Source organism: Streptantibioticus rubrisoli (genome assembly GCF_024436055.1).
GTDB lineage: Bacteria > Actinomycetota > Actinomycetes > Streptomycetales > Streptomycetaceae > Streptantibioticus_A > Streptantibioticus_A rubrisoli.
Genome location: NZ_JANFNH010000026.1, coordinates 45,642 through 67,703 on the forward strand (window position 1 = coordinate 45,642; position 22,062 = coordinate 67,703).

The following is a 22,062-nucleotide window of genomic DNA, read 5'->3' on the forward strand; positions in this document are numbered from 1 at the left end:
GGCACCCCTGACCGGTGGGCGGGCGGGAAAACTACTCTGGCCGCAGAGCGCGAGCGCAACGTCACAGCACCAGCCCCGTGACTCCCGCCCTACCTACCGGTAACTTCCAGCTGAGCCCGTCACGTCTCCGGAGGAGAGATCTCGCGATGCCAGAAGCCGTAATAGTCTCTGCCGCCCGCTCGCCCATCGGGCGCGCCTTCAAGGGATCGCTGAAGGAGCTGCGTCCGGACGACCTGACGGCCACGATCATCCAGGCCGCGCTGGCGAAGATCCCCGAGCTCGACCCGCGCGATATCGACGACCTGATGCTCGGCTGCGGTCTGCCCGGCGGCGAGCAGGGGCACAACCTGGGCCGGATCGTCGCCGTGCAGATGGGCATGGACCACCTGCCCGGCTGCACCATCACGCGTTACTGCTCCTCGTCGCTGCAGACGTCCCGGATGGCGCTGCACGCCATCAAGGCAGGCGAGGGCGACGTGTTCATCTCGGCCGGTGTCGAGATGGTCTCGCGCAGCGTCAAGGGCACCTCGGACGGCCTGCCGGACACCCACAACCCGCTGTTCTCGGACGCCGAGGCGCGTACCGCCACCCGCGCGGAGAGCGAGGGCGCCGACTGGCACGACCCGCGCGAGGACGGCCTGCTGCCCGACCCGTACATCGCGATGGGCCAGACCGCCGAGAACCTGGCCCGGCTCAAGGGCATCACCCGCCAGGAGATGGACGAGTTCGGCGTACGGTCCCAGAACCTCGCCGAGAAGGCGATCGCCGACGGCTTCTGGCAGCGCGAGATCACCCCGGTCACGCTGCCGGACGGCACCGTGGTCAGCACGGACGACGGTCCGCGCCCGGGCGTGACGATGGAGGGCGTCGCCGGTCTCAAGCCGGTCTTCCGCCCCGACGGCCTGGTCACGGCGGGCAACTGCTGCCCGCTCAACGACGGTGCCGCGGCGCTGGTGATCATGTCCGACACCAAGGCGCGTGAGCTGGGCCTGACCCCGCTGGCCCGGATCGTGTCCACCGGGGTGTCCGGGCTGTCCCCGGAGATCATGGGGTACGGCCCGGTGGAGGCGTCCAAGCAGGCGCTCAAGCGGGCGGGCCTGACGATCGACGACATCGACCTGGTGGAGATCAACGAGGCGTTCGCCGCGCAGGTCATCCCGTCCTACCGGGACCTGGGCATCGACCTGGACAAGCTGAACGTCAACGGCGGCGCGATCGCGGTCGGCCACCCGTTCGGCATGACCGGCGCCCGGATCACCACCACGCTGATCAACTCCCTGCAGTGGCACGACAAGCAGTTCGGCCTGGAGACGATGTGCGTCGGCGGCGGCCAGGGCATGGCGATGGTCATCGAGCGGCTGAGCTGAGCCGCAGCGGAGGGTGGGGGTCGCCTCCCGACGAAGGAGGGAGGCGGCACCCGCCCGCAGCGGAGGCGAAGCGCAGCGCGACCAAGAGCACGAGCGGCTGAGCTGAGCCGCAGCGGGCGCAGCGCGCGCCGGCCTCGTGGCTGAGCTGAACCTGGTGGCGCTGGGTTGACTGTTTTCGGCGTTCCCCCGGGATGTGTCCAACATCCCGGGGGATCCTCTTTTGCGCAGGTCACAGTCTGGTCAGCGGGCGAATTCAAGCGGCGACATGTCCCTTTCGTGACATTCCGCACTGCGCAGGCCAACGGTTTCAGTGCAGAGTGTCCGTGGGGGAGAAACAGTTCCGCTGCAAGCCGTCGCAAACCGCCGTAGGGCCCCCACCCGCCAGGAGTTACGTCAGTGAGCGCCATCAACCCCGTCGCCCTCGTCTCGCTGCTCGTCGCGGCCGCCGCCGTGGCCGCGGCGGCCGTCACCGCGTTCGCCGTGCGCACGCTACGCGGTGAGCTGGGGGCACTGCGCCGTGAACTCACCGTGCGCCAGGCCCAGGCCGTCGTACCGGGCGCCCGCACGGCACCGGCCGTGGAGGAGATACGCACCGCCGTGGCCGCGGCGCTGGCCGACGAGCGGGAGCGGGAGCTGGCCGACGCCCGGGCGTTCTGGGCCGCGCAGGAAGCACGGGAGGCCGCCGACGCGGCGCTCTTCGACGGTCACGGCATCGAGTTCCCGGAGATCGAGGCGCTGCCCTACGTGCCCCGCCAGGCGGACTGGTCGGGCTTCGAGCCGCAGCCGCAGCTGCCGCACCGGCGCCACCCCTCCGACCCCGACTTCGTACCGTCCCCGGTGGTCGCCGACCCCGAGGAGACGGTGGCCCGGCTGGCCGCGCTGGCCGACGCGCGCACCCCGCTGGCCGACGTCCGCCCCGGGCCGCTGGGCACCTTGGACCTGTACGTCTTCGCGGACGGTACGACGCTGTGCCTGACCCCCGGGCACCGGGAGACGGCGGAGCAACTGGCCGCCGCACTGGAGCGCGGCGAGGCTCCTGCGCTGCTCGGCGGGTCCGCGGTCTCCGGCGCGTTCGCGCTGACCTTCAGCTACGGCGAGGAGAGCGTGTTCGTGCTCGCCGACCGGGTCGTCGCCTCGCTGTGAGCGGCTAAGCGCTCCGCCGGGAGGGCGCCGATCGTGCCGTTGTTCGTCTGCGGCGCCACTGCGGCTGGTCGGGCGGTTCCCCGCGCCCCTTCAGGGCGCTACAGAACCGCGGCGGACTTCGCCTGACCTGTTCAGAGGAGCTCCTCCACCTTCGCCACGCCGCGTAGCGCCTCCTCCAGCACATCGTGGCGGCCGGGGTGTCCGGCGAGGGCCACCACGAGGTCATGGCCCGCCACGGCGATCTGGTCGCCGAGCGCGAAGATCCCGTTGTCCGGCATCAACAGCGGTTCGCGGCCGGGCAGTTCAAGCCGTTGCGCGGCGCAGGACAGTTCACGCGCGAGGGTCAGCCCGGCCTCAGCGACACCGTGCAGGCGGCTCTGCGGCAGGGCACGGAAGCGGTCGGCGAGCCGCTCCACGGCGGTCACCAGGGGCGCGCAGTCGAGCATGCGGTGACTTTATACGGCCGCCCGCGCCGTCTCGTAGGTCCGGGACGGTTGCCAACGCCCAACGGCTAAGGCACGGTGGGGTAACGGAACGCACACTGGAGGCGCCGATGTCCCAGATGATCTTCTCTGAAGAAACCCACCGGAACCTGCTGTCCCGCATCCCCGAGCGCACCGGCCGGAGCGTCTCCGACTGGCTCCGCGAATTCGACAACGGCCCCGCGCTCCTTCGTTTCGAAGAGAAGGTGGACTGGCTCCGCCGCGAGCACTCGGACCTGTCGCACGGCTACGCCAAGGCCCTCGTCCACGAGTACGACCTCAGGCGGGCCGCCCGCAAACTCGGGTAGTCCCGCAGCCCGTTGATCCACAGGCCCCACAAGGCTGCCGAAGGGCTTCCAGGAGCGACACCGCCGCCCCCGGAGGCCCGTCGGCGCGTCCGCGCGGACCGGTCGTGCGGGGCCGCGGATCAGTCCCGCAGGATGGAGATCAGCCGCAGCATCTCCAGGTAGATCCACACCAGCGAGACCGTCAGGCCGAACGCGGCCAGCCAGGACTCGCGCTGCGGGGCACCGTGCCGGATGCCGTCCTCGACGCACCTGAACTCCAGCGACAGGAAGAACGCGCCGAGCAGCACGCCGACGATGCCGACGACCACGCCGAGCCCGCCGCTGCGCAGGCCGAGCCCGTCGCCGCCGCCGAAGGCCGCGAACAGCAGGTTGGCGAAGGTCAGCAGCACGAACCCGATGGCGATCGCCATCCCGACCCGCTTGTACCGGTCGGTGACCTTCACCAGCCCCGTGCGGTACGCGATGAGCATGCCCGCGGAAACGGCCATCGTGCCCAGTACCGCCTGCACCGGGGCGCCCGCCCAGGCCGCGTTGAACATCTTGCTGACGACGCCGAGGAAGATGCCCTCGAAGGCCGCGTAGCCGAGGATGAGCGCCGGTTTGGGGGCCGCCTTGAACGTCTGCACCATGCCCAGCACGAAGGCGACCAGCGCCGCCACCATGGCCACCCCGTAGCTGGTGCGGCTCACCGGCAGCACGACCCATGCGAGCAGTGCGCCGACGAGGACCGTGCCCAGCGTCATCGCGGTGCGCATGACGACGTCGTCGATGGTCATCCGGCCGCTCTGCGCCGGGCTGGCGGCAGGCGCCTGGTACATCCGCCGCAGCTCCTCGGCCGTGAGGTCCTGCGGCGCGCCCTGGGCGTACGGGTGTCCGGCGGTGGGCGCGGGGCCGTACCCGAAGCCCGCGTAGCCGTTGTCCCGGCTGAAGCCCCGCCGCGAGAAGACCGGGTTGCTGCTGCTCCTCATCTCACTCCTCCATGGCCGCACGGTACGGCTCCGCCCCACCGTAATGGATTGGCAAAGTACCGCGACTGCTACCAGAGGAGGATCTTCCCGCGCCGATTCGTACGCCGATCTGATTAATTGAAGAATTAACCAGGGTTCCGCCGGACCTCTCCCGGGGAAGGCTCACCACGGGAGGAGAGTGCCCGGAGCCGGACTCGAACCGGCACGACCCGTAGGTCAGTGAGGTTTAAGCTCACCGTGTCTACATTCCACCACCCGGGCATGGGAACACGCCGCGGGCACAGCGGGCGACCCCCATGAACTAGCAAGAGCCTATCCGGAACTGACCCCCGAACAGGTGAAAATCCGCCTGGCGTTGTCCGATTTTATGGGCAGCTGAAAGACCGTCAAAACCGGGCGATTGCCCGGGTTTATGCCCCCACCGGCGCGCATTCCGCAAGAGGCCGCGCTAACCCGTGCATGCACCACTCGAAGTGATTGACGGGAATTCGCTGAGTCGTGTCATGCCACAGCACGCGCGCCCCCGTGCGCCCCCTCGCGGACCCAATGCGCCCCTCGTCTCATCTCCTACCTGAGGATGACGCGCCTGCCGTTCGTACCTCCCAAGGAGCCCCGCGGAACCACGACAGGGGCTGATCCGGCCGGAGCTGGGCACAGGAAGGATGGAGTGGACACCGCCGCACACGACAGGAGCCCCACCCGTGACCACCACCACCCAGACCGGCACCCGCGCCGACGACCGTGCCACCGCGGTGGCCGCCCGCGCGACAGATCTCACCAAGGTCTACGGCCAGGGCGAGACACGCGTGGTCGCACTCGACAATGTCTCCACGGAGTTCCGCAAGGGCGAGTTCACCGCGATCATGGGGCCGTCCGGCTCCGGCAAGTCGACGCTCATGCACTGCATGGCGGGGCTCGACTCGGTCTCCTCCGGATCCGCTCGAATAGGCGACACCGAGCTGTCGGCGCTGAAGGACAAACAGCTCACCCGCCTGCGCCGGGACAAGATCGGCTTCATCTTCCAGGCGTTCAACCTGCTGCCCACCCTGACCGCCGCCGAGAACATCACCCTGCCGATGGACATCGCGGGCCGCAGGCCGGACCAGCCGTGGCTGTCCAAGGTCATCGAGACCGTCGGCCTGTCCGGGCGGCTGGCGCACCGGCCCGCCCAGCTCTCCGGCGGCCAGCAGCAGCGCGTCGCGGTGGCCCGGGCGCTCGCCGCCAAGCCCGAGATCATCTTCGCCGACGAGCCCACCGGAAACCTCGACTCGCGCTCCGGCGCCGAGGTGCTGGGCTTCCTGCGCAACTCGGTACGGGAGTTGGGGCAGACCGTGGTGATGGTCACCCACGACCCGGTGGCCGCCTCGTACGCGGACCGCGTCATCTTCCTCGCCGACGGCCGGATCGTGGACGAACTGCGCGACCCGACCGCCGACGACGTACTGGAGCGGATGCGGCGCCTTCCCGGGGGAAACCCCCGGACCCCCGGCTTCGACGCCACGGCCCGCACCAGCTGAGCGCACGCCCAGCCGCCGCCCGTCCACGCCGATCCGCACCCGTATCCCCCAGGACTGAACCATGTTCCGTACCGCCCTGCGCAATGTGCTCGCGCACAAGGCCAGACTGCTGATGACCGTGCTCGCCGTACTGCTCGGCGTGGCCTTCGTCTCCGGCACCCTGGTGTTCACCGACACCCTCGGCAACGCCTACAAGAACCAGTCGGCCAAGTCGTACGACAACGTCGCCGTCGCCATCACCAGTTACGGCAGCCCCTCCGGCCAGCACGGCAAGCAGCAGGACGAGGGCATCAGCCAGCAGACCCTCGACCGGATCGGCAAGCTGCCCGGCGTCGCCTCCACCACCGGGCGGGTCTCCGGATTCGCCGGAGTCGCCGACGCCAAGGGCAAGTTGATCGGCAACGGCTGGACCAACTCCGGTGCCAACTTCGCGCCCGGCAAGAACGGCAAGGACCCGCGCTACACGTTCACCTCCGGCCACGGCCCGGCGCAGACCGGTGAGGTCGCACTCGACAAGGACACCGCGGACAAGGGCGGCTTCCACGTCGGCGACCCGGCGCGGATCGCGACCAACGGGCCGGTCAAGACGTACACCGTCACCGGCATCTTCACCACCGACGACGGCGCGGTCAGCGCCGGTGGGTCGCTGGTGCTGTTCGACACCGCCAGCGCCCAGGCGCTCTACCTGACCCCCGGTCACTTCTCGGACGTGACCGTCACCGCCGACAAGGGCACCGCGCAGCAGAAGATCCTCGACGAGATCACCCCGCTGCTGCCCAAGGGCGGCAACGTCGACGCCCAGACCGGCAAGCAACTCGCCGACGAGCAGGCCAGGCAGATCGAGCAGCAGTTCAACTCGATGAGCACCATGCTGCTGGTGTTCGCCGCCATCGCGCTGTTCGTCGGGATCTTCCTGATCGCCAACACCTTCACCATGCTGGTCGCGCAGCGCACCAAGGAGCTGGCGCTGCTGCGGGCGCTGGGCGCCAGCCGCCGCCAGGTGACCCGGTCGGTGCTGACCGAGGCGCTGATCGTGGGCGCCACCGCCTCGCTGGCCGGTTTCGTGGCCGGTATCGGCATCGCGGTGGGGCTGCGCTCCGCCATGGCCTCCTTCGGCGCCAAGGTGCCCTCCGGCCCGCTGGTGGTCGCGCCGACGACGGTGATCGCGGCGTTCGCGGTGGGTGTGCTGATCACCATGTTCGCCGCCTGGCTGCCCGCTCGCCGGGCCGCGAAGATCCCGCCGGTCGCCGCGATGAGCAGTGCGGAACTGCCGGCGCCCACCAAGTCCCTGGTGCTGCGCAACACCTTCGGCGTGCTGCTGGCCGCGCTGGGTGCGGCGCTGGTCGTACTGGGCGGGGCGACGGGCGGCGACACCGGGCGCTGGGAGGTCGGCGTCGGGGCGTTCCTGCTGGTGATCGGCGTGATCGTGCTGACGCCGCTGCTGTCGCAGCCGGTCATCGCGGCGGTACGGCCGCTGCTGGCGCGGGCGTTCGGGGTGTCCGGCAACCTGGCGGCGCGCAACGCGCGGCGCAACCCGCGGCGTACCGCGGCCACCGCCTCGGCGCTTGCCATCGGGCTGACGCTGATCACCGGGCTTTCGGTGCTGGGGGTCTCCATCGGGCGGACGATCGACAAGGCCACCGTGGACAACCTGTCGGCGGACTACATGGTCCGGATGGCGAACGGCATGCCGCTGGACGACTCCGTCGCGGGCGAGATCTCCAAGGTGCCGGGGGTCACCGCGGCCACCGCGTTGCAGAGCTCGTACTTCGACGTGGACGGCAGGTTCTCGTCGGTCACCGCGGCCGATCCGGCCGGGCTGGCCAGGACCGTCAAGATCACGATGGTGCACGGTTCGCGGTCCGCGCTGGCCGACGGCAAGGTCCTGGTCTCCGACAAGACCGCCAAGAGCCACGGCTGGCGGGTCGGTGACTCGGTCCAGGCCAGCTACCCGGACGGTACGAAGGCTGAGGTGACGGTGGGTGGGACGTTCGCCGACAACCTGGTGCTGTCGGACGTCGTCATGCCCGACCGGATGCTGACGCCGCACGTCGACAAGCCCGAGGTACGGCAGGTGCTGGTCTCCGTCTCCGGCGGCGCCACGCCCACCGCGACGCAGGCCATCACCGACGGGCTGGGAGACAACCCCGCGATCTCGGTGATGGATCGTCAGGGGATCCGGGACACGTTCGGCGGCCTGATCAACAACATGCTCTACATCATGTACGGGCTGCTGGGGATGTCCCTGATCATCGCGGTGCTCGGGGTGGTCAACACGCTGGCGATGTCGGTCTTCGAGCGGCGCCGTGAGATCGGCATGCTGCGCGCGGTCGGGCTGGACCGCGGGCGGGTGAAGCGGATGATCCGCCTGGAGGCGGTGGTCATCTCCCTGTTCGGCGCGGTCACCGGCGTCGTCCTCGGCCTGTTCATCGCCTGGGCCACGGGTGACTCCATCAGCGCCGACCTCCAGGGTTACGTGATGGTTCTGCCCTGGACCCGCATCGCCGTCTTCCTGGCCCTGGCCGCCCTGGTGGGCATCCTGGCCGCGGTATGGCCCGCGAGGCGGGCGGCGAAGCTGGACGTTCTGGACGCGATCAAGACGGAGTAATCCTGTCCGCCCACCCGCCTTTTTTCCGGGGGCTCCGCCCCGGGGCGGAGCCCCCGGAAAAAAGGCGGGTGGGCGGACAGGGTCAGCGAGGTGTCAGCCAGCCCTCCCTGGTACGGGGGAAGGACGCGTCCCCGGTCGTGGTGGTCTTGACCGCCACGACCTGGTTGACGCCGATGCGGTTGTGTTCGAAGGCCAGAGCGGACGCGGCCATGTAAAGGCGCCAGACCCGGGCGCGGCCGGGGCTGGTGAGGCGGACGGCCTCCGGCCAGTGGGTCTCCAGGTTGGCGACCCAGGCGCGCAGGGTGCGCGCGTAGTGCTCGCGGAGCGCCTCCACGTCCCGCACCTCGAATCCCGCCTCCTCCAGCAGCGCGACTGTGGTGCCGACCGGCGCCAACTCCCCGTCGGGGAAGACGTAGCGGTCGATGAACTCGTCCACCCGGTAGGCGTCCTCGCGCTCCACCGGCCGCCGCGCGATCTGGTGGTTGAGCAGTCGGCCGCCGGGCCGCAACAACCCGTACAGCACCGAGGCGTACGCCCGGTACTGCGCGGCGCCCACGTGCTCGGCCATGCCGATGGACGAGATAGCGTCGTACGGCCCGTCCGCCACCTCGCGGTAGTCCTGCACCCGGATCTCCACCCGGTCGGTCAGCCCGGCGTCCGCCACCCGCTTACGGGCGTACGCCGCCTGCTCGGTGGAGAGGGTGACGCCCACCGCCCGCACCCCGTACCGCTGGGCCGCGTGCAGCACCATCGAGCCCCAACCGCAGCCGACATCCAGCAGCCGCTGGCCCTCGGTCAGCGACAGCTTGCGGCAGATCAGGTCGAGCTTGGCCTCCTGCGCGTCCTCCAGGGTGCCGCCCGGCTGCCGCCAGTACGCGCACGAGTAGACCATCGAGGGCCCCAGCACCCGCTCGTAGAAGGTGTTGCCGACGTCGTAGTGGTGGTGGATCGCCTCGCGGTCCCGGCTGAGCGTGTGCCGTACCCCGCCCCGCCTCGGCGTCTCCTCGGCGGGCGGCGCGGGCGGCAGCCCCGGCCCGGCCAGCAGGAGCGCCTCCCGGGCCAGTCGGCGCAGCTCGGGGTCGCGCAGCGACCGTACAGCGTCCAGCGCACGCATCCCGCCGCCCGGCTCCGCCCGCTCCCAGATCAGCCCGGAGAGGCGGTCCAGCGCCTCGTACAGGTCGCCCTCGACCTCGATCTCCCCGGCCACCCAGGCCCGGGCGAGCCCCAACTCCCCCGGTTTCCACAGCAGTCGGCGCAGCGCGCGCCGGTGCCGCAGCACCAGTACCGGTGCGTCCGGCGGGCCCGCCTCGGTGCCGTCCCAGGCGCGGATCCGGAGCGGAAGCGGGGCGCCCAGAGCGCCCTCGGCGAGCGCGAGGAGCCGTACGGCTGCGTCGGCCATGGTGCAAAACCTCCGTGATGGTGCGTCAACCGACAGACCTGGACAAGGTCCTTGCATCACGAAAACAGATTTGCGACCCAATCGTAGTCCCGAATCGGGAACCAAGCGCGGGAAAATCCCGTAGGCGAAAGCGCCGAGGGCGTCCGCCCCACGGATGGCGGACGCCCTCGGCGTCGATCAGAACCGGCTGGAGGTCAGGAGGCCTTGGCCTTCTCAGCCTCCGGCGCACTGGTCTTGGCGGCGGCCGCCGCCGTCACCGGAGCCGCGGCCTCGTAGAACTCGTCGCGCGGGTTCTCCAGCGCGCCGAGCGCCACCACGTCGCGCTTGAGGAACATCGCCAGCGTCCAGTCGGCGAGCACCCGGAACTTGCGGTTGAAGGTCGGCACCGCCATGCCGTGGTAGCCACGGTGGCAGTACCAGGCCAGCCGCCCACGCAGCTTGACCTTGCCGAACAGCAGGGCGACGCCCTTGTGCAGGCCGAGACCGGCGACCGCGCCCATGTTCTTGTGCTTGTACTCGTGCTGCGGGAAGCCGCGCATCCCGGCCACCACGTTGTCGCCGAGCACCTTGGCCTGGCGCAGCGCGTGCTGGGCGTTCGGCGGGCACCAGGCGCCCTCGCCCGAGGCGAGGTCCGGCACCTGGGCGTTGTCACCGGCCGCCCACACGTAGTCCATGCCCTGGACCTGCAGGGTGGGGGCGGTGTCGACGTGGCCGCGCGGGCCGAGCGGCAGGCCGAAGTTGGCCAGCGCCGGGTTCGGCTTGACGCCCGCGGTCCACACGATGGTGGAGGCGTCGACCTCCAGCCCGTTGGCGAGCACCACGTGCTTGTCGACGCAGGACTTCATCGAGGTCTCCAGGTAGACCTCGATGCCGCGCTCGCGCAGGTGCTCAAGGCCCCACGTGCCGAGCTCCGGGCCGACCTCGGGGAGGATCCGGTTGGCAGCCTCGACGAGGATGAACCGCATGTCCTCGCGCTTGACGTTGGTGTAGTACTTGCACGCGTCGCGGGCCATGTCCTCGACCTCGCCGATGGTCTCCGCGCCCGCGAAGCCACCGCCGACGAAGACGAAGGTCAGCGCCTTGCGGCGGACCTCCTCGTCGGTCGTGGAGTCGGCCAGGTCGAGCTGCTCCAGCACGTGGTTGCGCAGGTCGACGGCCTCCTCGACGCCCTTCATGCCGATGCCGTTCTCGGCCAGGCCGGGGATCGGGAAGGTGCGGGAGACGGCGCCGAGGGCGACGACGAGGTAGTCGAAGGGCAGCTCGTAGGACTCGCCGACGAGCGGCTCGATGACGGCCACCTTGCGGTCCTGGTCGACCGAGGTGACGCGGCCGGTGAGGACCTCCGCCTTGGGCAGCACGCGTCGCAGCGGGACCACGACGTGGCGCGGGGAGATGCTGCCGGCGGCAGTCTCAGGGAGGAAGGGCTGGTACGTCATGTACGACCGGGGGTCGACGACCGTGACGGTCGCCTCGCCGTACCGCATCTTCTTCAGGATGCGGCGCGCCGCGTACAGGCCGACGTAACCGCCGCCTACTACGAGGATCCGTGGACGCTCCGTGGTGCTCATGAAGATGAGTATCCAGCACCCGGATGGCCGCCCTTCGTGAGCCCCTTCACAAGGTTCTTGCAGGCCTCTGCTACACTGCGCGGTTTCGTGATCGACGCCACAGCGGCGGCTGGAACCGGACGCGCCCTGGACACGTTGAGCCACCGCGCTGAGCAGCCACGATCCGCTTTCGCTCCGGGTGTGCGGCTAGCTGTCCACCGGCCGTGGAACACCGTCGAGGCAGCAGTCCGGCGCGCGGGGGGCGCGGAACCTCAACTCCACCCCAACAAAAGCCCGGTTCTTCATGTGAAGAAATTCACGAAGCAGTTTCCCGGTCCCCCGCGCGAGGCCGCCATACCCCCGCTCAACTGATGTTCGCCCTGCTCAGACGACGCTCAGAGCACGCTCCACGCGATCCCGTCGAGGATGTCGTGCTCGCTCACCACGACCTGCTCGGCCCCCACCCGCTCCATGATCATCAGCAGTACGAGGGCGCCCGCGCCGATCACGTCGACCCGGCCCGGGTGCAGCACCGGGATCGCGGCGCGCTCGGCGTGCGTCGAGGCGAGCAGACGGCCGGTGATCTCCCGGACCTGGTCGATGCCGATCCGCGAGTGGTGGATCGCCGACGAGTCGTACTCCCGCAGCCCCAGCGCGATGGCGGCCACCGTGGTGACCGAACCGGCCAGGCCGACCAGGGTACGGGCCCGCTCCAACGGCACCGTCTCGGCGGCGAGGTCCAGCGCGGCGGCGATGTCCGCCCTCATCGCCGCGATCTGATCGGGCGTCGGCGGATCGCTGACCCGGCCGTCGCGGACCAGGTGCCGCTCGGTCATCCGGACACAGCCGATGTCCACCGAGCGGGCCGCGAAAACGTGGCCGCGGCCCGAAGGGCCTCCGTTGAGGGTGGTGGGCGACGGTACTTGGCCGCGGCCCGAAGGGCCTCCGTTGAGGGTGGTGGTGGGCGACGATACTTGGCCGCGGCCCGAAGGGCCTCCGTTGAGGGTGGTGGTGGGCGACGGGTGGGCGTGCTGCGAGCCGACCACGAACTCGGTCGAGCCCCCACCGATGTCCACCACGAGGTACGGCTGGTCAAGGTCGTCCCGGCCAGCCAACTCCTTCGTCGCCCCGGTGAACGAGAACTCCGCCTCGTCGTCCCCGGAGATCACCTCGGGCTCGACGCCCAGAACGTCCCGCACACCGCGCACGAACTCGGCGCGGTTCTCCGCGTCGCGGGAGGCCGACGTGGCCACGAACCGCACCTTCTCGGCGCCGAGTTCACGGATCACCTCGGCGTACTCGCGGCACGCGGCGAAGGTGCGCTCCAGCGCCTCGGGCGCCAGCCGACCGGTGCGGTCCACGTCCTGGCCGAGCCGCACGATCTTCATCCGCCGGTCGAGGTCCTTGATCTCACCGGTCTCCCGGTTGGCCTCCGCGACCAGCAGCCGGATGGAGTTCGTACCGCAGTCGATGGCGGCGACCCTCGTCACTTGGCCTCCTCCTCCGCGCACACGCACGGTCCCTTGCGCCACCACTCCGGCAGCATCGCGATCGCCTCGTCGCCCAGCGGGTTCACCCCGGCACCGGCCGCCAGCGAGTGGCCGACCAGCACGTGCAGGCACTTGACCCGATCCGGCATACCGCCCGCGCTCGGGAAGTTCTCCAGCACCTCGATGGCGTCCCGGCGCGCGATGTAGTCCTCGTGCGCCGCCCGGTACGCGGCGGCCAGCTCCTCGTCCTCGGCGAGCCGCGCCGTCATCTCCTTCATCACGCCCTCCGCCTCCAGCGTGCCGATGGCCGAGGCGGCACGCGGGCAGGTCAGGTAGTACAGCGTGGGGAACGGTGTGCCGTCCTCCAGCCGGGGCGCGGTCTCCACCACGTCCGGCAGCCCGCACGGGCAGCGGTGCGCGACGGCCCGCAGCCCGCGCGGCACGCGGCCGAGCTGCTCGCCGATGGCGGCGACGTCGGCGTCGGTGGGCGGGGCGGGTTCGGTGCGGGGCGGCGGGTTCTTCACGGGCGGCTTTCTGGTTCGGCGGTGGCTCGATGGTGGTGCGGGGCTCGATGGTGGTGGTGCGGGAGCTCGCCGGTGGTGCGGGCTCGTTGGTGGTGCGGGTGCCGGGCGGGCCCGGTCAGTGGCTGGCGTCGGAGGAGTTCACTCCGTTCCACAGATTGTCGTACCAGGCGCGGTTGGCCACCGTCCCCGAGGCGCTGTCGCCCTGGTCGGCGTCCCTTTCGCGCTGGCCGGACATGGTGTAGCCGGTCTCGCCCGGCATGACGTAGTGCAAGTGCTCGCGGGCCTGCGCCTTGACGTACTCCGGATCGGCCCAGCGGGCCTTCTCCTCCTGTAGCCGCTCCACCCGCTGTCGCGCCTGGCGGGCCTGTTCGCGCTGGTCGGCGATCTGCGAGCGCTGGGCCACGTACTGCCGCATGGGGTAGGCGAGCGCGACGACCAGCGCGCAGACGGTCAGCGCGAGCAGCGCGGCGCGGCCGGTGAGCCTGCCGCGCCGCGGGGTACGGCCGGTGGCCCGGTAGACGCGCGCCTGCGCCTGCGCGCCCAGGGCCTTGAGCCTCGTTGCGGTCGAGAAGCGGTCCGCTGGCACGTCGCTCACCCCTCAGCACGTACGTAGTTGTGTTTCGGGGGCCTCGCCCTCGAACCCCCCGGGGCCCGGGGGCGCTGCCCCCGGGCCGTCACAGGACCTTTAGGCGCGGAAGCGCGGGAACGCGCTGCGGCCCGCGTACACCGCGGCGTCGTCGAGGATCTCCTCGATGCGCAGCAGCTGGTTGTACTTGGCGACGCGGTCCGAGCGGGCCGGTGCGCCGGTCTTGATCTGACCGCAGTTGGTGGCGACGGCCAGGTCGGCGATGGTGACGTCCTCGGTCTCGCCGGAGCGGTGCGACATCATGCACTTGTAGCCGCTGCGCTGGGCAAGCTCGACGGCGTCCAGCGTCTCGGTCAGCGAACCGATCTGGTTCACCTTGACCAGCAGGGCGTTGGCGGTGTCGTTGTCGATGCCGCGCTGCAGCCGCTCGGGGTTGGTGACGAACAGGTCGTCACCGACCAGCTGGACCTTGTCGCCGAGCTGGTCCGTGAGGGTCTTCCAGCCCTCCCAGTCCTCCTCGCTCAGCGGGTCCTCGATGGAGACCAGCGGGTACGCGGCGACCAGCTCGCCGTAGTAGGCGCTCATCTCGGCGGCGGTACGGGACTTGCCCTCGAAGACGTAGGAGCCGTCCTTGTAGAACTCGGTGGCGGCCACGTCCAGGGCGAGGGCGATGTCCTGGCCGGGCTGGAAACCGGCCTTCTTGATGGCCTCGACGATCAGGTCGAGGGCGGCCCGGTTGGACTCCAGGTTCGGCGCGAAGCCGCCCTCGTCACCGAGGCCGGTGGACAGGCCGCGCTCCTTGAGCACCGACTTCAGCGCGTGGTACGTCTCCGCGCCCCAGCGCAGGGCCTCGGAGAAGGACTCGGCGCCGATCGGCGCGATCATGAACTCCTGGATGTCGACATTGGAGTCCGCGTGCGCGCCGCCGTTGAGGATGTTCATCATCGGGACCGGCAGCACATGGGCGTTCGGGCCGCCGATGTAGCGGAACAGCGGCAGGTCGGAGGCCTCGGAGGCGGCGTGCGCCACGGCCAGCGAGACGCCGAGGATGGCGTTGGCGCCGAGCGAGGACTTGTCCGGGGTGGCGTCCAGGTCGAGCATCGCCTGGTCGATCAGCCGCTGCTCGGTGGCGTCGTACCCCACCAGCTCCGGGCCGATCTGCTCGATGACGGCGAGAACGGCCTTCTCCACACCCTTTCCGCCGTAGCGGGACTTGTCCCCGTCGCGCAGTTCGAGGGCCTCGAACGCACCGGTGGAGGCACCGGAGGGTACGGCCGCGCGGCCGGTGCTCCCGTCGTCGAGGCCGACCTCGACCTCGACGGTGGGGTTGCCTCGTGAGTCGAGGATTTCCCGGGCTACGACGACGTCGATGGACGGCACGAGCATCTCCTTTGGGATGTGTTGCTTTCGTTGGTGCGCTGGTGCTCTGCGGGATGAGCCTAACCGGCGCGCACGGTCCGGCCAGTCGACGGGACTGCGACCGAACCCAAAATGCCCCGGCCGGACACGCTCGGGGGGAGTGCGTGTCCGGCCGGGGAGCCTGCTGGGGCCGCCGCGCAAGTTGCCAACGCGGCAGGCTGTCAAGGCCGTTGTGCTGTTGTCGGGCTTCAGCCGAGCTTCAGGTGCTGACCGGGGAAGATCAGGTTGGCGTCCTTGACGATGTCCTCGTTGAGCTGGAACAGCTTCTGCCAGCCACCGGTGACACCGAGGTCGGCGGCGATGTCCGAGAGGGTGTCACCGGACTTGACGGTGTAGCTGCCGGTGCCCTGCTCGACCGGGGCGGCCGGCCGGGCGTGCTTGCGGGCCTTCTTCGGCGCCGGGGCCTGGGCGGGGGTCTCCTTGACGGTCTGGGTGCTGGCCGCGTGGTCCGAGCCGGAGGTGTTGATCTCCGGGGCCGGGCCACCGGAGGTCAGCGGGCCGGCGTAGGCGCACTGCCAGGCACCCGGGCCCTGCATCTTCAGCAGCACCTCGGCGACGGCGATCTGCTGGTCCTTGGTGGCGTAGTCGGCGCGCGAGGCGTACTTCAGACCACCGGCGGCGGCCCAGCTGGACTGGGAGAACTGCAGGCCGCCGTAGTGGCCGTTGCCACCGGTGTCGTGGTTGGACCAGTTACCGCTGGACTCGCACTGGGCAACGCGGTCCCACACGGCCACGGAGGCGGCGGATGCCGAGGTGGCGCTCAGGATCGGGGCTGCGACGGCCGCACCGGCGACACCGGCGACAGTGGCGATGCGGACAGCCTTCGAGGCACGACGGTGCTTACCCATGGAGATTTCCTCACCGACGCCTACGAGGTCAGCTGTCGGGTTCGGGCCGAGTGAGTTGCCCGGTCGCGGCGGCGCGACTTAACCCCTAGCCGGTCCGGCCAGTTGGCCGGCCCGGCGGAGAACCTTGGGTCCCCCGCTCCTGCCTACGGCGCTTTCGCGTCGACTGATCCCGTCGGTCGGCGGCAGGACTCGGCGTACCTGACCGACAGGGCTCGCGGTGGCGAGCGGTCACGACCATAAACACACCTCCCGGGCGGCTGACAAACACCGCCCGGGAACCCCGAATTGCTGACGCGCCGTCAGTGGAACGTCAGATCCGCAGGTCGGAACCGGGATAAGCGGACGCCTGACGGCGCGTCGCCCCAACGGACCGGGAGAGGTATGTCACAGGTTTAACCGAGAGTGAGGTGCTGTCCGGGCAGGATCAGGTCGGGGTTGGAGCCCACCACGGACTTGTTGGCCTCGTAGAGCGACGGCCAGCCACCAGGCACCGAGTGGTCTGTCGCGATTTGCGAGAGGTTGTCGCCCGGCTGAACGGTGTAGGACCCACTCCCCTGCCCGTCCGTCCCCAGGCCCTGCTGGCGTGCGTCGTCGCCGCCGCGTGAGGCACGGTCACCACCGCGGTCACCGGGCGTAGTCGGCGCCGGGTCGCTGGGCGAGGCCGACGGCGCGCCGGAAGGCGCCCCGGGCGCCGTGGGGTCGGCGCTGGCCGAACCGGAAGCGGAAGGACCGGACGCGGAAGGAGACGGCTTGGCGTGCCGCCCGCCGCCGGAGCCGCCCGAGGGCGACGGCGCGCTGCTGGCCGAGGCGGAGGGAGCCGACGAAGCGGAGGAAGAGGGCGACGGGCTGGCGGACGGCGTGCCCGACGCGTCCACCGAACCGGGCGAGGACGCGTCCACCGAGCCGGACGAATCAGAGGATCCACTCGGCACGGGCGAAGCCGACGAACCGGAGGTTCCAGAAGGACCGGAAGAACCGGAGGAGTCCGTCACACCGGACCCGTTCCCGAGCACCGGCACGTTGGACAGGCCGGATCCACCGGAGGCGCCGGAGTCGTTCCACGAACCGTCCGTCGACGGGTTGAGCGTTCCCGGGTCCACGTCCGCCGAGGCGCCGCCCTTGGCCAGGCCCGCGTCCACCGCGCAACCGCCCCAGGTGTCCGCCCCCTGGGCGGCCAGCACCTTCTCGGCGATGACTATCTGCTGCTGGCGGCTGGCCAGGTCGGGCCGCTCGGCGTAGGCCGTGCCGCCGAACCGCTCCCAGGTGTCCTGGGTCATCTGCAGCCCGCCGTACGCGCCGTTGCCGCTGTCCGCGCTCCACATGCCGCCGCTCTCGCACTGCGCCACCTTGTCCCAGGTGCTGGCGGTCGCGGCGTGCGCACCTGTCGCCCCGAGCAGCGGTAGCGCGATCCCGGCGCCGGTGACTCCGGCGGTGACGACGAACGCGGGCGCCTGACGCGGCTTGCGATGCTGACCGTTGCCCGACCTGAGCATGTGAGGCCTTTCTCCGACGGCTGGGACGAGCGCAGAGCGTAGCCGGTAACGGCGTCGGTCACGGGTGGATGTAGTGGAGATCACGTGGAGGTCACGCTCGGCCGACATCCCGTCAGGTGTCTGTATTCACCATGCGTTATCACCCGTTGGAGACATCTTGGACAGCGGTGAAGGAGACCGGAAGGGTGCGCAGCCCGCGCATGATCAGCCCTCCGCGCCAGCGCAACTCCCCCGGCTCTACCGCGAGTTGGAGGTCGGGCAGCCGGGTGAGCAACGCGCCCAGCGCGGTCTGGCCTTCGAGCCGGGCGAGCGGGGCGCCCAGGCAGTAGTGGATGCCGTGCCCGAAGCCAAGGTGCGGATTGTCCCGGCGGGCCAGGTCGAGGATGTCGGGACCATCGAAGCGTTCCGGGTCGCGGTCGGCGGCGGCCAGTACCACCAGCACCGGGTCGCCGGTGCCGATCAACTGGCCGCCGATGCTGAGCGGTTCGGTGGCGAACCGCCACGTCGCCAACTCAACCGGCCCGTCATAGCGCAGCAGTTCCTCGACCGCTGTGGCCAGCAGCCCCGCCTCGCCGCGGCCCACCGACTCCTGCAGCAGCCGCCGCTGCTCCGGGTTGCGCAGCAGCGCGTAGGTGCCGTTGCCGATCAGGTTGACCGTGGTCTCGAAACCGGCGAACAGCAGGATGAACGCCATCGCCGCGGCCTCGTTCTCGGTGAGGTGCTCGCCGTGGTCGCTGGCACGGATCAGGCCGGAGATGAGGTCGTCACCGAGGTCGGAACGCTTGCGGTGGATGAGGTCCAGCAGGTAGGCGCGCATCTTCTTCACCGACCGGGCGACACCGCCGCGTGGACCGCCGCCATGCCGGATCATCATGCCCGCCCAGTCGCGGAAGTCGTCCTGGTCCTCGGCCGGTACGCCGAGCATGTCGCAGATGGCGTAGATGGGCAGCGGGAAGGCGAACTCATGGATCAGGTCCGCCTCGCCGCGGGGCGCGAAGGAGTCGATAAGGCGATTGGTCAACTCCGCTACCCGCGGCGCGAATTCGGCGACCCGGCGCGGCGTGAACGCCTTGGAGACCAGTCGGCGCAGCCGGGTGTGGTCCGGCGGGTCGATGTTCAGCAGGTGCGTCATCAAATCGGCGCTGCGCTCGCCGGGGATGCCGACCTTGCCCTTGGCGTGGGCGGACTCGCTGTGGTGTACGGGGTTCTTGCTCAGCCGGGCGTCCGCGAGTGCCTGGCGGGCGTCGGGGTAGCGGGTGACCAGCCAGGCCTCCACCCCGCTGGGCAGTGTGGTGCGGTGCACCGGCGCGTGCTCCCGCAGCCAGGCGTACGCCGGGTAGGGATCGGCGGCGAACTCCCAGGTGAACAGGGTGGGGGCGGGTACGTCACTCACCCCCTGACGTTAACCGGTGGCGTGAGCGCGCAGCACGTCCCGGCTGAGCCGGTCGGCGAGCCGGGTGGTCTGCGGCAGCCGGTACTTCGGGGCGAGCGCCAGCACATGGCGGCAGGCGGTGTCCAGGTCGATGCCGTGCCCGGTGGAGACGTACACCGGCTTGACCCCGTCCCGGGTGCGCAGCGCCCGGCCGACGGTCTCCCCGGCGTCGACCAGCGGCGCGCCCGCACCGCGCCGCGGGTCCAGCGCGGCGGCGTCGTAGCCGCCGACGAACGTGGTCTTGGCGACCCCGGCCGCCGGTATACCGGTGAGCACCCCCAGATGGCAGGCGAGCCCGAAGCGGCGCGGATGCGCCAGCCCCTGACCGTCGCACAGCAGCAGTTCCGGCACCGTCTGAAGCCTGCTCAACGCCTCCACCAGCACCGGCAGTTCACGGAACGCGAACAGTCCGGGGACGTACGGGAAGGTGGCCTCGCCGACCGCGGTGGCGCGCTCGACGACCTCCAGCGTCCGGGCGTCCAGCACCACCACGGCGGCGGCCACCCGGTCCGAGCCCTCGGCGTACGCCACGTCGAGCCCGGCCACCAGCCGCGGGTCCTGCGGCCCGGGCCCCGCGCGGTCGACCAGTGCGCGCAGCCGGTCCTGGATGGCGATGGCGTCGGCCTCGGTGCGCGGCCAGGGGTGCGGGATGTCGATGCGCATACGGCCATGATCGCCCAGCGCCGGGCGGGCGCGGTACCGGGTTCAGGTCCGCGGCCCCGGGTAGCCGCGCAGCTCGTACGGCATCCGCCGCCTGCCGTCCCGAGGCACCTCATCCGGCTCCCGGCTGACCTCCTCCGGCTCGGAGGGCTGGGAGTCCTGGTGCCCGGGGCCGTGGTTCGGCGGGGCCTCGCCCTCGGCGACCTCGGTCGGCGTGGCCCATGCCCGGGCGCGTGGCGGGGGCTGCTCCGGTGGGGGCTGTGGGGTGCGCTCGGGTCCGAGGCCGCGCCGCAGCAGCCCGTAGAACACTCCGACCAGGGCCAGGGCGACCACGACGCCGATGCCGATCAGCAGGGGGCCGACGTTGAGGCCAGCCGCTATGTTCTCCACGCCGAATGTCCACATCATGTGGATTTCTTACCCATACGCCGGTCGGATCACTCCGTTCGCTCGGCCGTTCGGATCGCGTCCCGGTACCGGCGGGCGGCGGAACGCAGCGCGGCCTCCGGGTCCACCCCCCGCCGCTCAGCGAGGGCGGCCAGGGCGAGCAGCCGGTCCCCGAGGTCGTCCGCGTCGTGCGGGGGCGGGGGCGCGGCCACCCCGCCGGTACGCGCCCGGCCCGCCAGCTTGGCGGCGAGCGCGAGGGCGGGCTGGTCCAGCGGGATGCCGTCGGTCACCGAGTCGCGGCGCTTCTCGGCGGCCTTGGTGCGCAACCAGTGCTCCTTGACCTCCTCCGGGGTCTCGGCGCGCTCGCTGCCGAAGACGTGCGGATGGCGGCGGACCAGCTTCTCCACGATCGAGCCCGCGACATCGTCGATGGAGAACGGCTCCTGCGGATCCTCCTGCGCGATCCGGGCGTGGAAGACCACCTGGAGCAGCACGTCTCCCAGCTCCTCCCGATACGCGGCCCGGTCACCGTCCTCGATCGCCTCGACGAGTTCGTACGCCTCCTCGATCAGGTACTTCACCAGGCCCTCGCCGGTCTGCTGACCGCTCCACGGGCACTCGGCGCGGATCCGGTCCATCACCGCGACCAGGTCCAGCAGCCGCCCGCCCGGCAGGTCGTACGAGGCGGGCAGCAGTTCGAGCTCCGGCATCCGCACCCGGCCCGAACCGGCCAGCCGGGCCAGCTCGTCGGTGAGCGCCGGGTCGCCGTCGCCGGGCGGTATGACCACGACCGTACGGCCACCGGCCGCCAGGTCGACCAGCTCACGGCCGGTCGGCGCGCGGTGCTCGACCTCGACGCCCGCCTCGCGCAGATACGGCAGCTGCGGGTGCCCGGCGTCCGGGCACACCACCAGATCGGCCTCCCGCAGCACCCGCCAGGCGGGCCAGGACAGCAGACCGGGGGCGACACGGTGCGAGGTGGTGAGCAGGACCAGGCGACCAGGGGCGGTGTCGGCGTTGTCGTTCACACGTAGACGCTACCGCTGCGGCGTCGGCCGCGATCCGCCGTCCCCGGCAGTGGTTGTCTCGGGGCGAGCCCCAGCCGCCAGTGGCACCGCCGGGCCACGGAGCCGTACGTCGCGCGGCATGTGGCCGCAGCCGGGAACGGCTCAAGCGGCCGGGGTCGGCGCGACGGCGCGGCGCAGCCAGGGTGTGCTGGCGGAGCCGATCGTCAACGTCTGGGCGTTCCACGTGCCGAAGCGCGGATTGACGTCCACCCGCATCGCCTGGGCGGCCTTGACCAAGGACTTCGTCACCGCCGCCTGCCCGTCGGGAGTGGCCAGGTCCACACCCAGCTTGTGGGCGAGCGCCTGCGCCTCGGCCTGCACCCGGTAGAAGTCGTCGATGCCGCCCGGCGCGACCGCGTACTGCCGCAGGAGCTGGTCGCGCAGCGCGTCCGCGCCCCCCGCCTGCGCCTCGGCGGCCGCGCGCGCCTGCTGCGCCTCGGCCCGGGTGACCGTCACCCCGTTCTGCCGGGCGGCGGCGTCCAGCACCCGGTCGAAGACCAGTGCCCCCAGCGTCGTACGGTCCAGATCACCGGTCGACTCGATCAGCTGCGCGGACTGCGCGGAGCCGCCCTGTGCCTGCCGTACCGCCTTGACCTGCGACTGCAACGTGGACATCGAGATCGTCTGCCCCCCGACCACGGCCGCCGTCCCCGGATGCTCCGCACCGCAGGAGGTGAGCAGCGGCGCGGCGGCGAGCACGGCGACGGCGGTCAAGGAGAGCGTGGCGGTACGACGGCGGACCATGGTGCCTCCCGGCGGTTGATCGAGCGGCGGTGCACGACCTGGCGCTGATCGAGAATAGGGACCGCCGGGGGCG

The 22,062-nt window shown here is 71.0% G+C and carries 20 protein-coding genes, 1 tRNA gene and 1 riboswitch; of the genes, 5 read left to right on the top strand and 16 right to left on the bottom strand.

The genetic code is table 11. The annotated features are described in order from the left end of the window. Window positions 1–146: 146 nt before the first annotated feature. Together NON19_RS20715 and NON19_RS20720 are read left to right on the top strand one after the other, a co-directional pair. A complete protein-coding gene (locus NON19_RS20715) occupies window positions 147–1,367 on the top strand; it encodes an acetyl-CoA C-acetyltransferase (RefSeq protein WP_255930183.1) in 1,221 nt (406 codons plus the stop codon). Window positions 1,368–1,763: 396 nt separating this feature from the next. Beyond that, a complete protein-coding gene (locus NON19_RS20720; protein ID WP_372514211.1) occupies window positions 1,764–2,510 on the top strand; it encodes a hypothetical protein in 747 nt (248 codons plus the stop codon). 131 nt (window positions 2,511–2,641) lie between these two features. On the opposite strand, the gene NON19_RS20725 is transcribed toward NON19_RS20720, so the two are convergent. Next, the gene (locus tag NON19_RS20725; RefSeq protein ID WP_255930184.1) at window positions 2,642–2,956 is read right to left on the bottom strand and encodes a hypothetical protein; all 315 of its coding nucleotides are present in this window, start codon (window positions 2,954–2,956) and stop codon (window positions 2,642–2,644) included. Window positions 2,957–3,063: 107 nt separating this feature from the next. Between NON19_RS20725 and NON19_RS20730 the strand changes: the two genes are divergently transcribed. Next, window positions 3,064–3,300, top strand: a complete 237-nt coding sequence (locus NON19_RS20730; RefSeq protein ID WP_255930185.1) for a DUF4287 domain-containing protein — start codon at window positions 3,064–3,066, stop codon at window positions 3,298–3,300. Window positions 3,301–3,419: 119 nt separating this feature from the next. Here the strand turns inward: NON19_RS20730 and NON19_RS20735 are convergent, their stop codons facing one another. Both NON19_RS20735 and NON19_RS20740 read right to left on the bottom strand, forming a co-directional pair. Further along, window positions 3,420–4,268, bottom strand: a complete 849-nt coding sequence (locus tag NON19_RS20735) for a Bax inhibitor-1/YccA family protein (protein ID WP_255930186.1) — start codon at window positions 4,266–4,268, stop codon at window positions 3,420–3,422. 179 nt (window positions 4,269–4,447) lie between these two features. Further along, a tRNA-Leu gene (locus NON19_RS20740) sits at window positions 4,448–4,529 on the bottom strand. 440 nt (window positions 4,530–4,969) lie between these two features. Between NON19_RS20740 and NON19_RS20745 the strand changes: the two genes are divergently transcribed. Both NON19_RS20745 and NON19_RS20750 read left to right on the top strand, forming a co-directional pair. Continuing rightward, window positions 4,970–5,785 (top strand): ABC transporter ATP-binding protein, encoded by an 816-nt coding sequence (locus NON19_RS20745; protein WP_255930187.1) that lies wholly within the window; start codon window positions 4,970–4,972, stop codon window positions 5,783–5,785. Window positions 5,786–5,846: 61 nt separating this feature from the next. After that, a complete protein-coding gene (locus tag NON19_RS20750) occupies window positions 5,847–8,393 on the top strand; it encodes an ABC transporter permease (RefSeq protein WP_255930188.1) in 2,547 nt (848 codons plus the stop codon). Between the two features lie 82 nt (window positions 8,394–8,475). Here the strand turns inward: NON19_RS20750 and NON19_RS20755 are convergent, their stop codons facing one another. The 13 genes from NON19_RS20755 to NON19_RS20815 form a co-directional block, all read right to left on the bottom strand. Beyond that, window positions 8,476–9,792 (bottom strand): SAM-dependent methyltransferase, encoded by a 1,317-nt coding sequence (locus tag NON19_RS20755; protein ID WP_255930189.1) that lies wholly within the window; start codon window positions 9,790–9,792, stop codon window positions 8,476–8,478. Window positions 9,793–9,986: 194 nt separating this feature from the next. Further along, a complete protein-coding gene (locus tag NON19_RS20760) occupies window positions 9,987–11,360 on the bottom strand; it encodes an NAD(P)/FAD-dependent oxidoreductase (RefSeq protein ID WP_255930191.1) in 1,374 nt (457 codons plus the stop codon). A gap of 374 nt (window positions 11,361–11,734) precedes the next feature. Further along, window positions 11,735–12,829: a Ppx/GppA phosphatase family protein gene (locus tag NON19_RS20765; protein WP_255930193.1), complete on the bottom strand. Its 1,095-nt coding sequence runs from the start codon at window positions 12,827–12,829 to the stop codon at window positions 11,735–11,737. Continuing rightward, on the bottom strand, window positions 12,826–13,353 hold the full coding sequence (locus NON19_RS20770; protein WP_255930195.1) for a DUF501 domain-containing protein: 528 nt from the start codon (window positions 13,351–13,353) through the stop codon (window positions 12,826–12,828). The genes NON19_RS20765 and NON19_RS20770 overlap by 4 nt, the downstream gene beginning before the upstream one ends. Window positions 13,354–13,468: 115 nt before the next feature. Continuing rightward, complete coding sequence (locus NON19_RS20775; protein ID WP_255930240.1) at window positions 13,469–13,939, bottom strand: FtsB family cell division protein; 471 nt, start codon at window positions 13,937–13,939, stop codon at window positions 13,469–13,471. 99 nt (window positions 13,940–14,038) lie between these two features. Beyond that, window positions 14,039–15,319 carry a phosphopyruvate hydratase gene (eno, locus tag NON19_RS20780; protein ID WP_255930197.1) on the bottom strand — a complete coding sequence of 427 codons (1,281 nt, stop codon included), beginning with the start codon at window positions 15,317–15,319 and terminating at the stop codon, window positions 14,039–14,041. Between the two features lie 227 nt (window positions 15,320–15,546). Continuing rightward, the gene (locus NON19_RS20785; RefSeq protein ID WP_255930199.1) at window positions 15,547–16,206 is read right to left on the bottom strand and encodes a transglycosylase family protein; all 660 of its coding nucleotides are present in this window, start codon (window positions 16,204–16,206) and stop codon (window positions 15,547–15,549) included. A 2-nt stretch (window positions 16,207–16,208) separates the two neighbouring features. Next, a riboswitch (cyclic di-AMP (ydaO/yuaA leader) is annotated at window positions 16,209–16,367 on the bottom strand. 231 nt (window positions 16,368–16,598) lie between these two features. After that, the gene (locus NON19_RS20790; protein WP_255930201.1) at window positions 16,599–17,699 is read right to left on the bottom strand and encodes a transglycosylase family protein; all 1,101 of its coding nucleotides are present in this window, start codon (window positions 17,697–17,699) and stop codon (window positions 16,599–16,601) included. A gap of 139 nt (window positions 17,700–17,838) precedes the next feature. Continuing rightward, the gene (locus tag NON19_RS20795) at window positions 17,839–19,092 is read right to left on the bottom strand and encodes a cytochrome P450 family protein (RefSeq protein ID WP_255930203.1); all 1,254 of its coding nucleotides are present in this window, start codon (window positions 19,090–19,092) and stop codon (window positions 17,839–17,841) included. 9 nt (window positions 19,093–19,101) lie between these two features. Beyond that, window positions 19,102–19,794, bottom strand: coding sequence for an endonuclease V (locus tag NON19_RS20800; RefSeq protein ID WP_255930205.1), 693 nt, complete (start codon window positions 19,792–19,794; stop codon window positions 19,102–19,104). 42 nt (window positions 19,795–19,836) lie between these two features. Then, entirely contained in the window at window positions 19,837–20,199 is a 363-nt protein-coding gene (locus tag NON19_RS20805; RefSeq protein WP_255930207.1) for a DUF6479 family protein, read from the bottom strand. Window positions 20,200–20,228: 29 nt separating this feature from the next. Beyond that, on the bottom strand, window positions 20,229–21,206 hold the full coding sequence (locus tag NON19_RS20810) for a nucleoside triphosphate pyrophosphohydrolase (RefSeq protein ID WP_255930209.1): 978 nt from the start codon (window positions 21,204–21,206) through the stop codon (window positions 20,229–20,231). Between the two features lie 141 nt (window positions 21,207–21,347). Then, entirely contained in the window at window positions 21,348–21,989 is a 642-nt protein-coding gene (locus NON19_RS20815; RefSeq protein WP_255930211.1) for a SurA N-terminal domain-containing protein, read from the bottom strand. Window positions 21,990–22,062: the final 73 nt, after the last annotated feature.

What these genes read in the sequence shown, in the direction of transcription:
- NON19_RS20715 (WP_255930183.1), top strand. Translation starts at nt 147, where the DNA reads ATGCCAGAAGCCGTAATAGTCTCTGCCGCCCGCTCGCCCATCGGGCGC.
- NON19_RS20805 (WP_255930207.1), bottom strand. Translation starts at nt 20,199, where the DNA reads ATGATGTGGACATTCGGCGTGGAGAACATAGCGGCTGGCCTCAACGTC.
- NON19_RS20755 (WP_255930189.1), bottom strand. Translation starts at nt 9,792, where the DNA reads ATGGCCGACGCAGCCGTACGGCTCCTCGCGCTCGCCGAGGGCGCTCTG.
- NON19_RS20735 (WP_255930186.1), bottom strand. Translation starts at nt 4,268, where the DNA reads ATGAGGAGCAGCAGCAACCCGGTCTTCTCGCGGCGGGGCTTCAGCCGG.
- NON19_RS20785 (WP_255930199.1), bottom strand. Translation starts at nt 16,206, where the DNA reads ATGGGTAAGCACCGTCGTGCCTCGAAGGCTGTCCGCATCGCCACTGTC.
- NON19_RS20815 (WP_255930211.1), bottom strand. Translation starts at nt 21,989, where the DNA reads ATGGTCCGCCGTCGTACCGCCACGCTCTCCTTGACCGCCGTCGCCGTG.
- NON19_RS20800 (WP_255930205.1), bottom strand. Translation starts at nt 19,794, where the DNA reads ATGCGCATCGACATCCCGCACCCCTGGCCGCGCACCGAGGCCGACGCC.
- NON19_RS20730 (WP_255930185.1), top strand. Translation starts at nt 3,064, where the DNA reads ATGTCCCAGATGATCTTCTCTGAAGAAACCCACCGGAACCTGCTGTCC.
- NON19_RS20790 (WP_255930201.1), bottom strand. Translation starts at nt 17,699, where the DNA reads ATGCTCAGGTCGGGCAACGGTCAGCATCGCAAGCCGCGTCAGGCGCCC.
- NON19_RS20725 (WP_255930184.1), bottom strand. Translation starts at nt 2,956, where the DNA reads ATGCTCGACTGCGCGCCCCTGGTGACCGCCGTGGAGCGGCTCGCCGAC.
- NON19_RS20750 (WP_255930188.1), top strand. Translation starts at nt 5,847, where the DNA reads ATGTTCCGTACCGCCCTGCGCAATGTGCTCGCGCACAAGGCCAGACTG.
- NON19_RS20760 (WP_255930191.1), bottom strand. Translation starts at nt 11,360, where the DNA reads ATGAGCACCACGGAGCGTCCACGGATCCTCGTAGTAGGCGGCGGTTAC.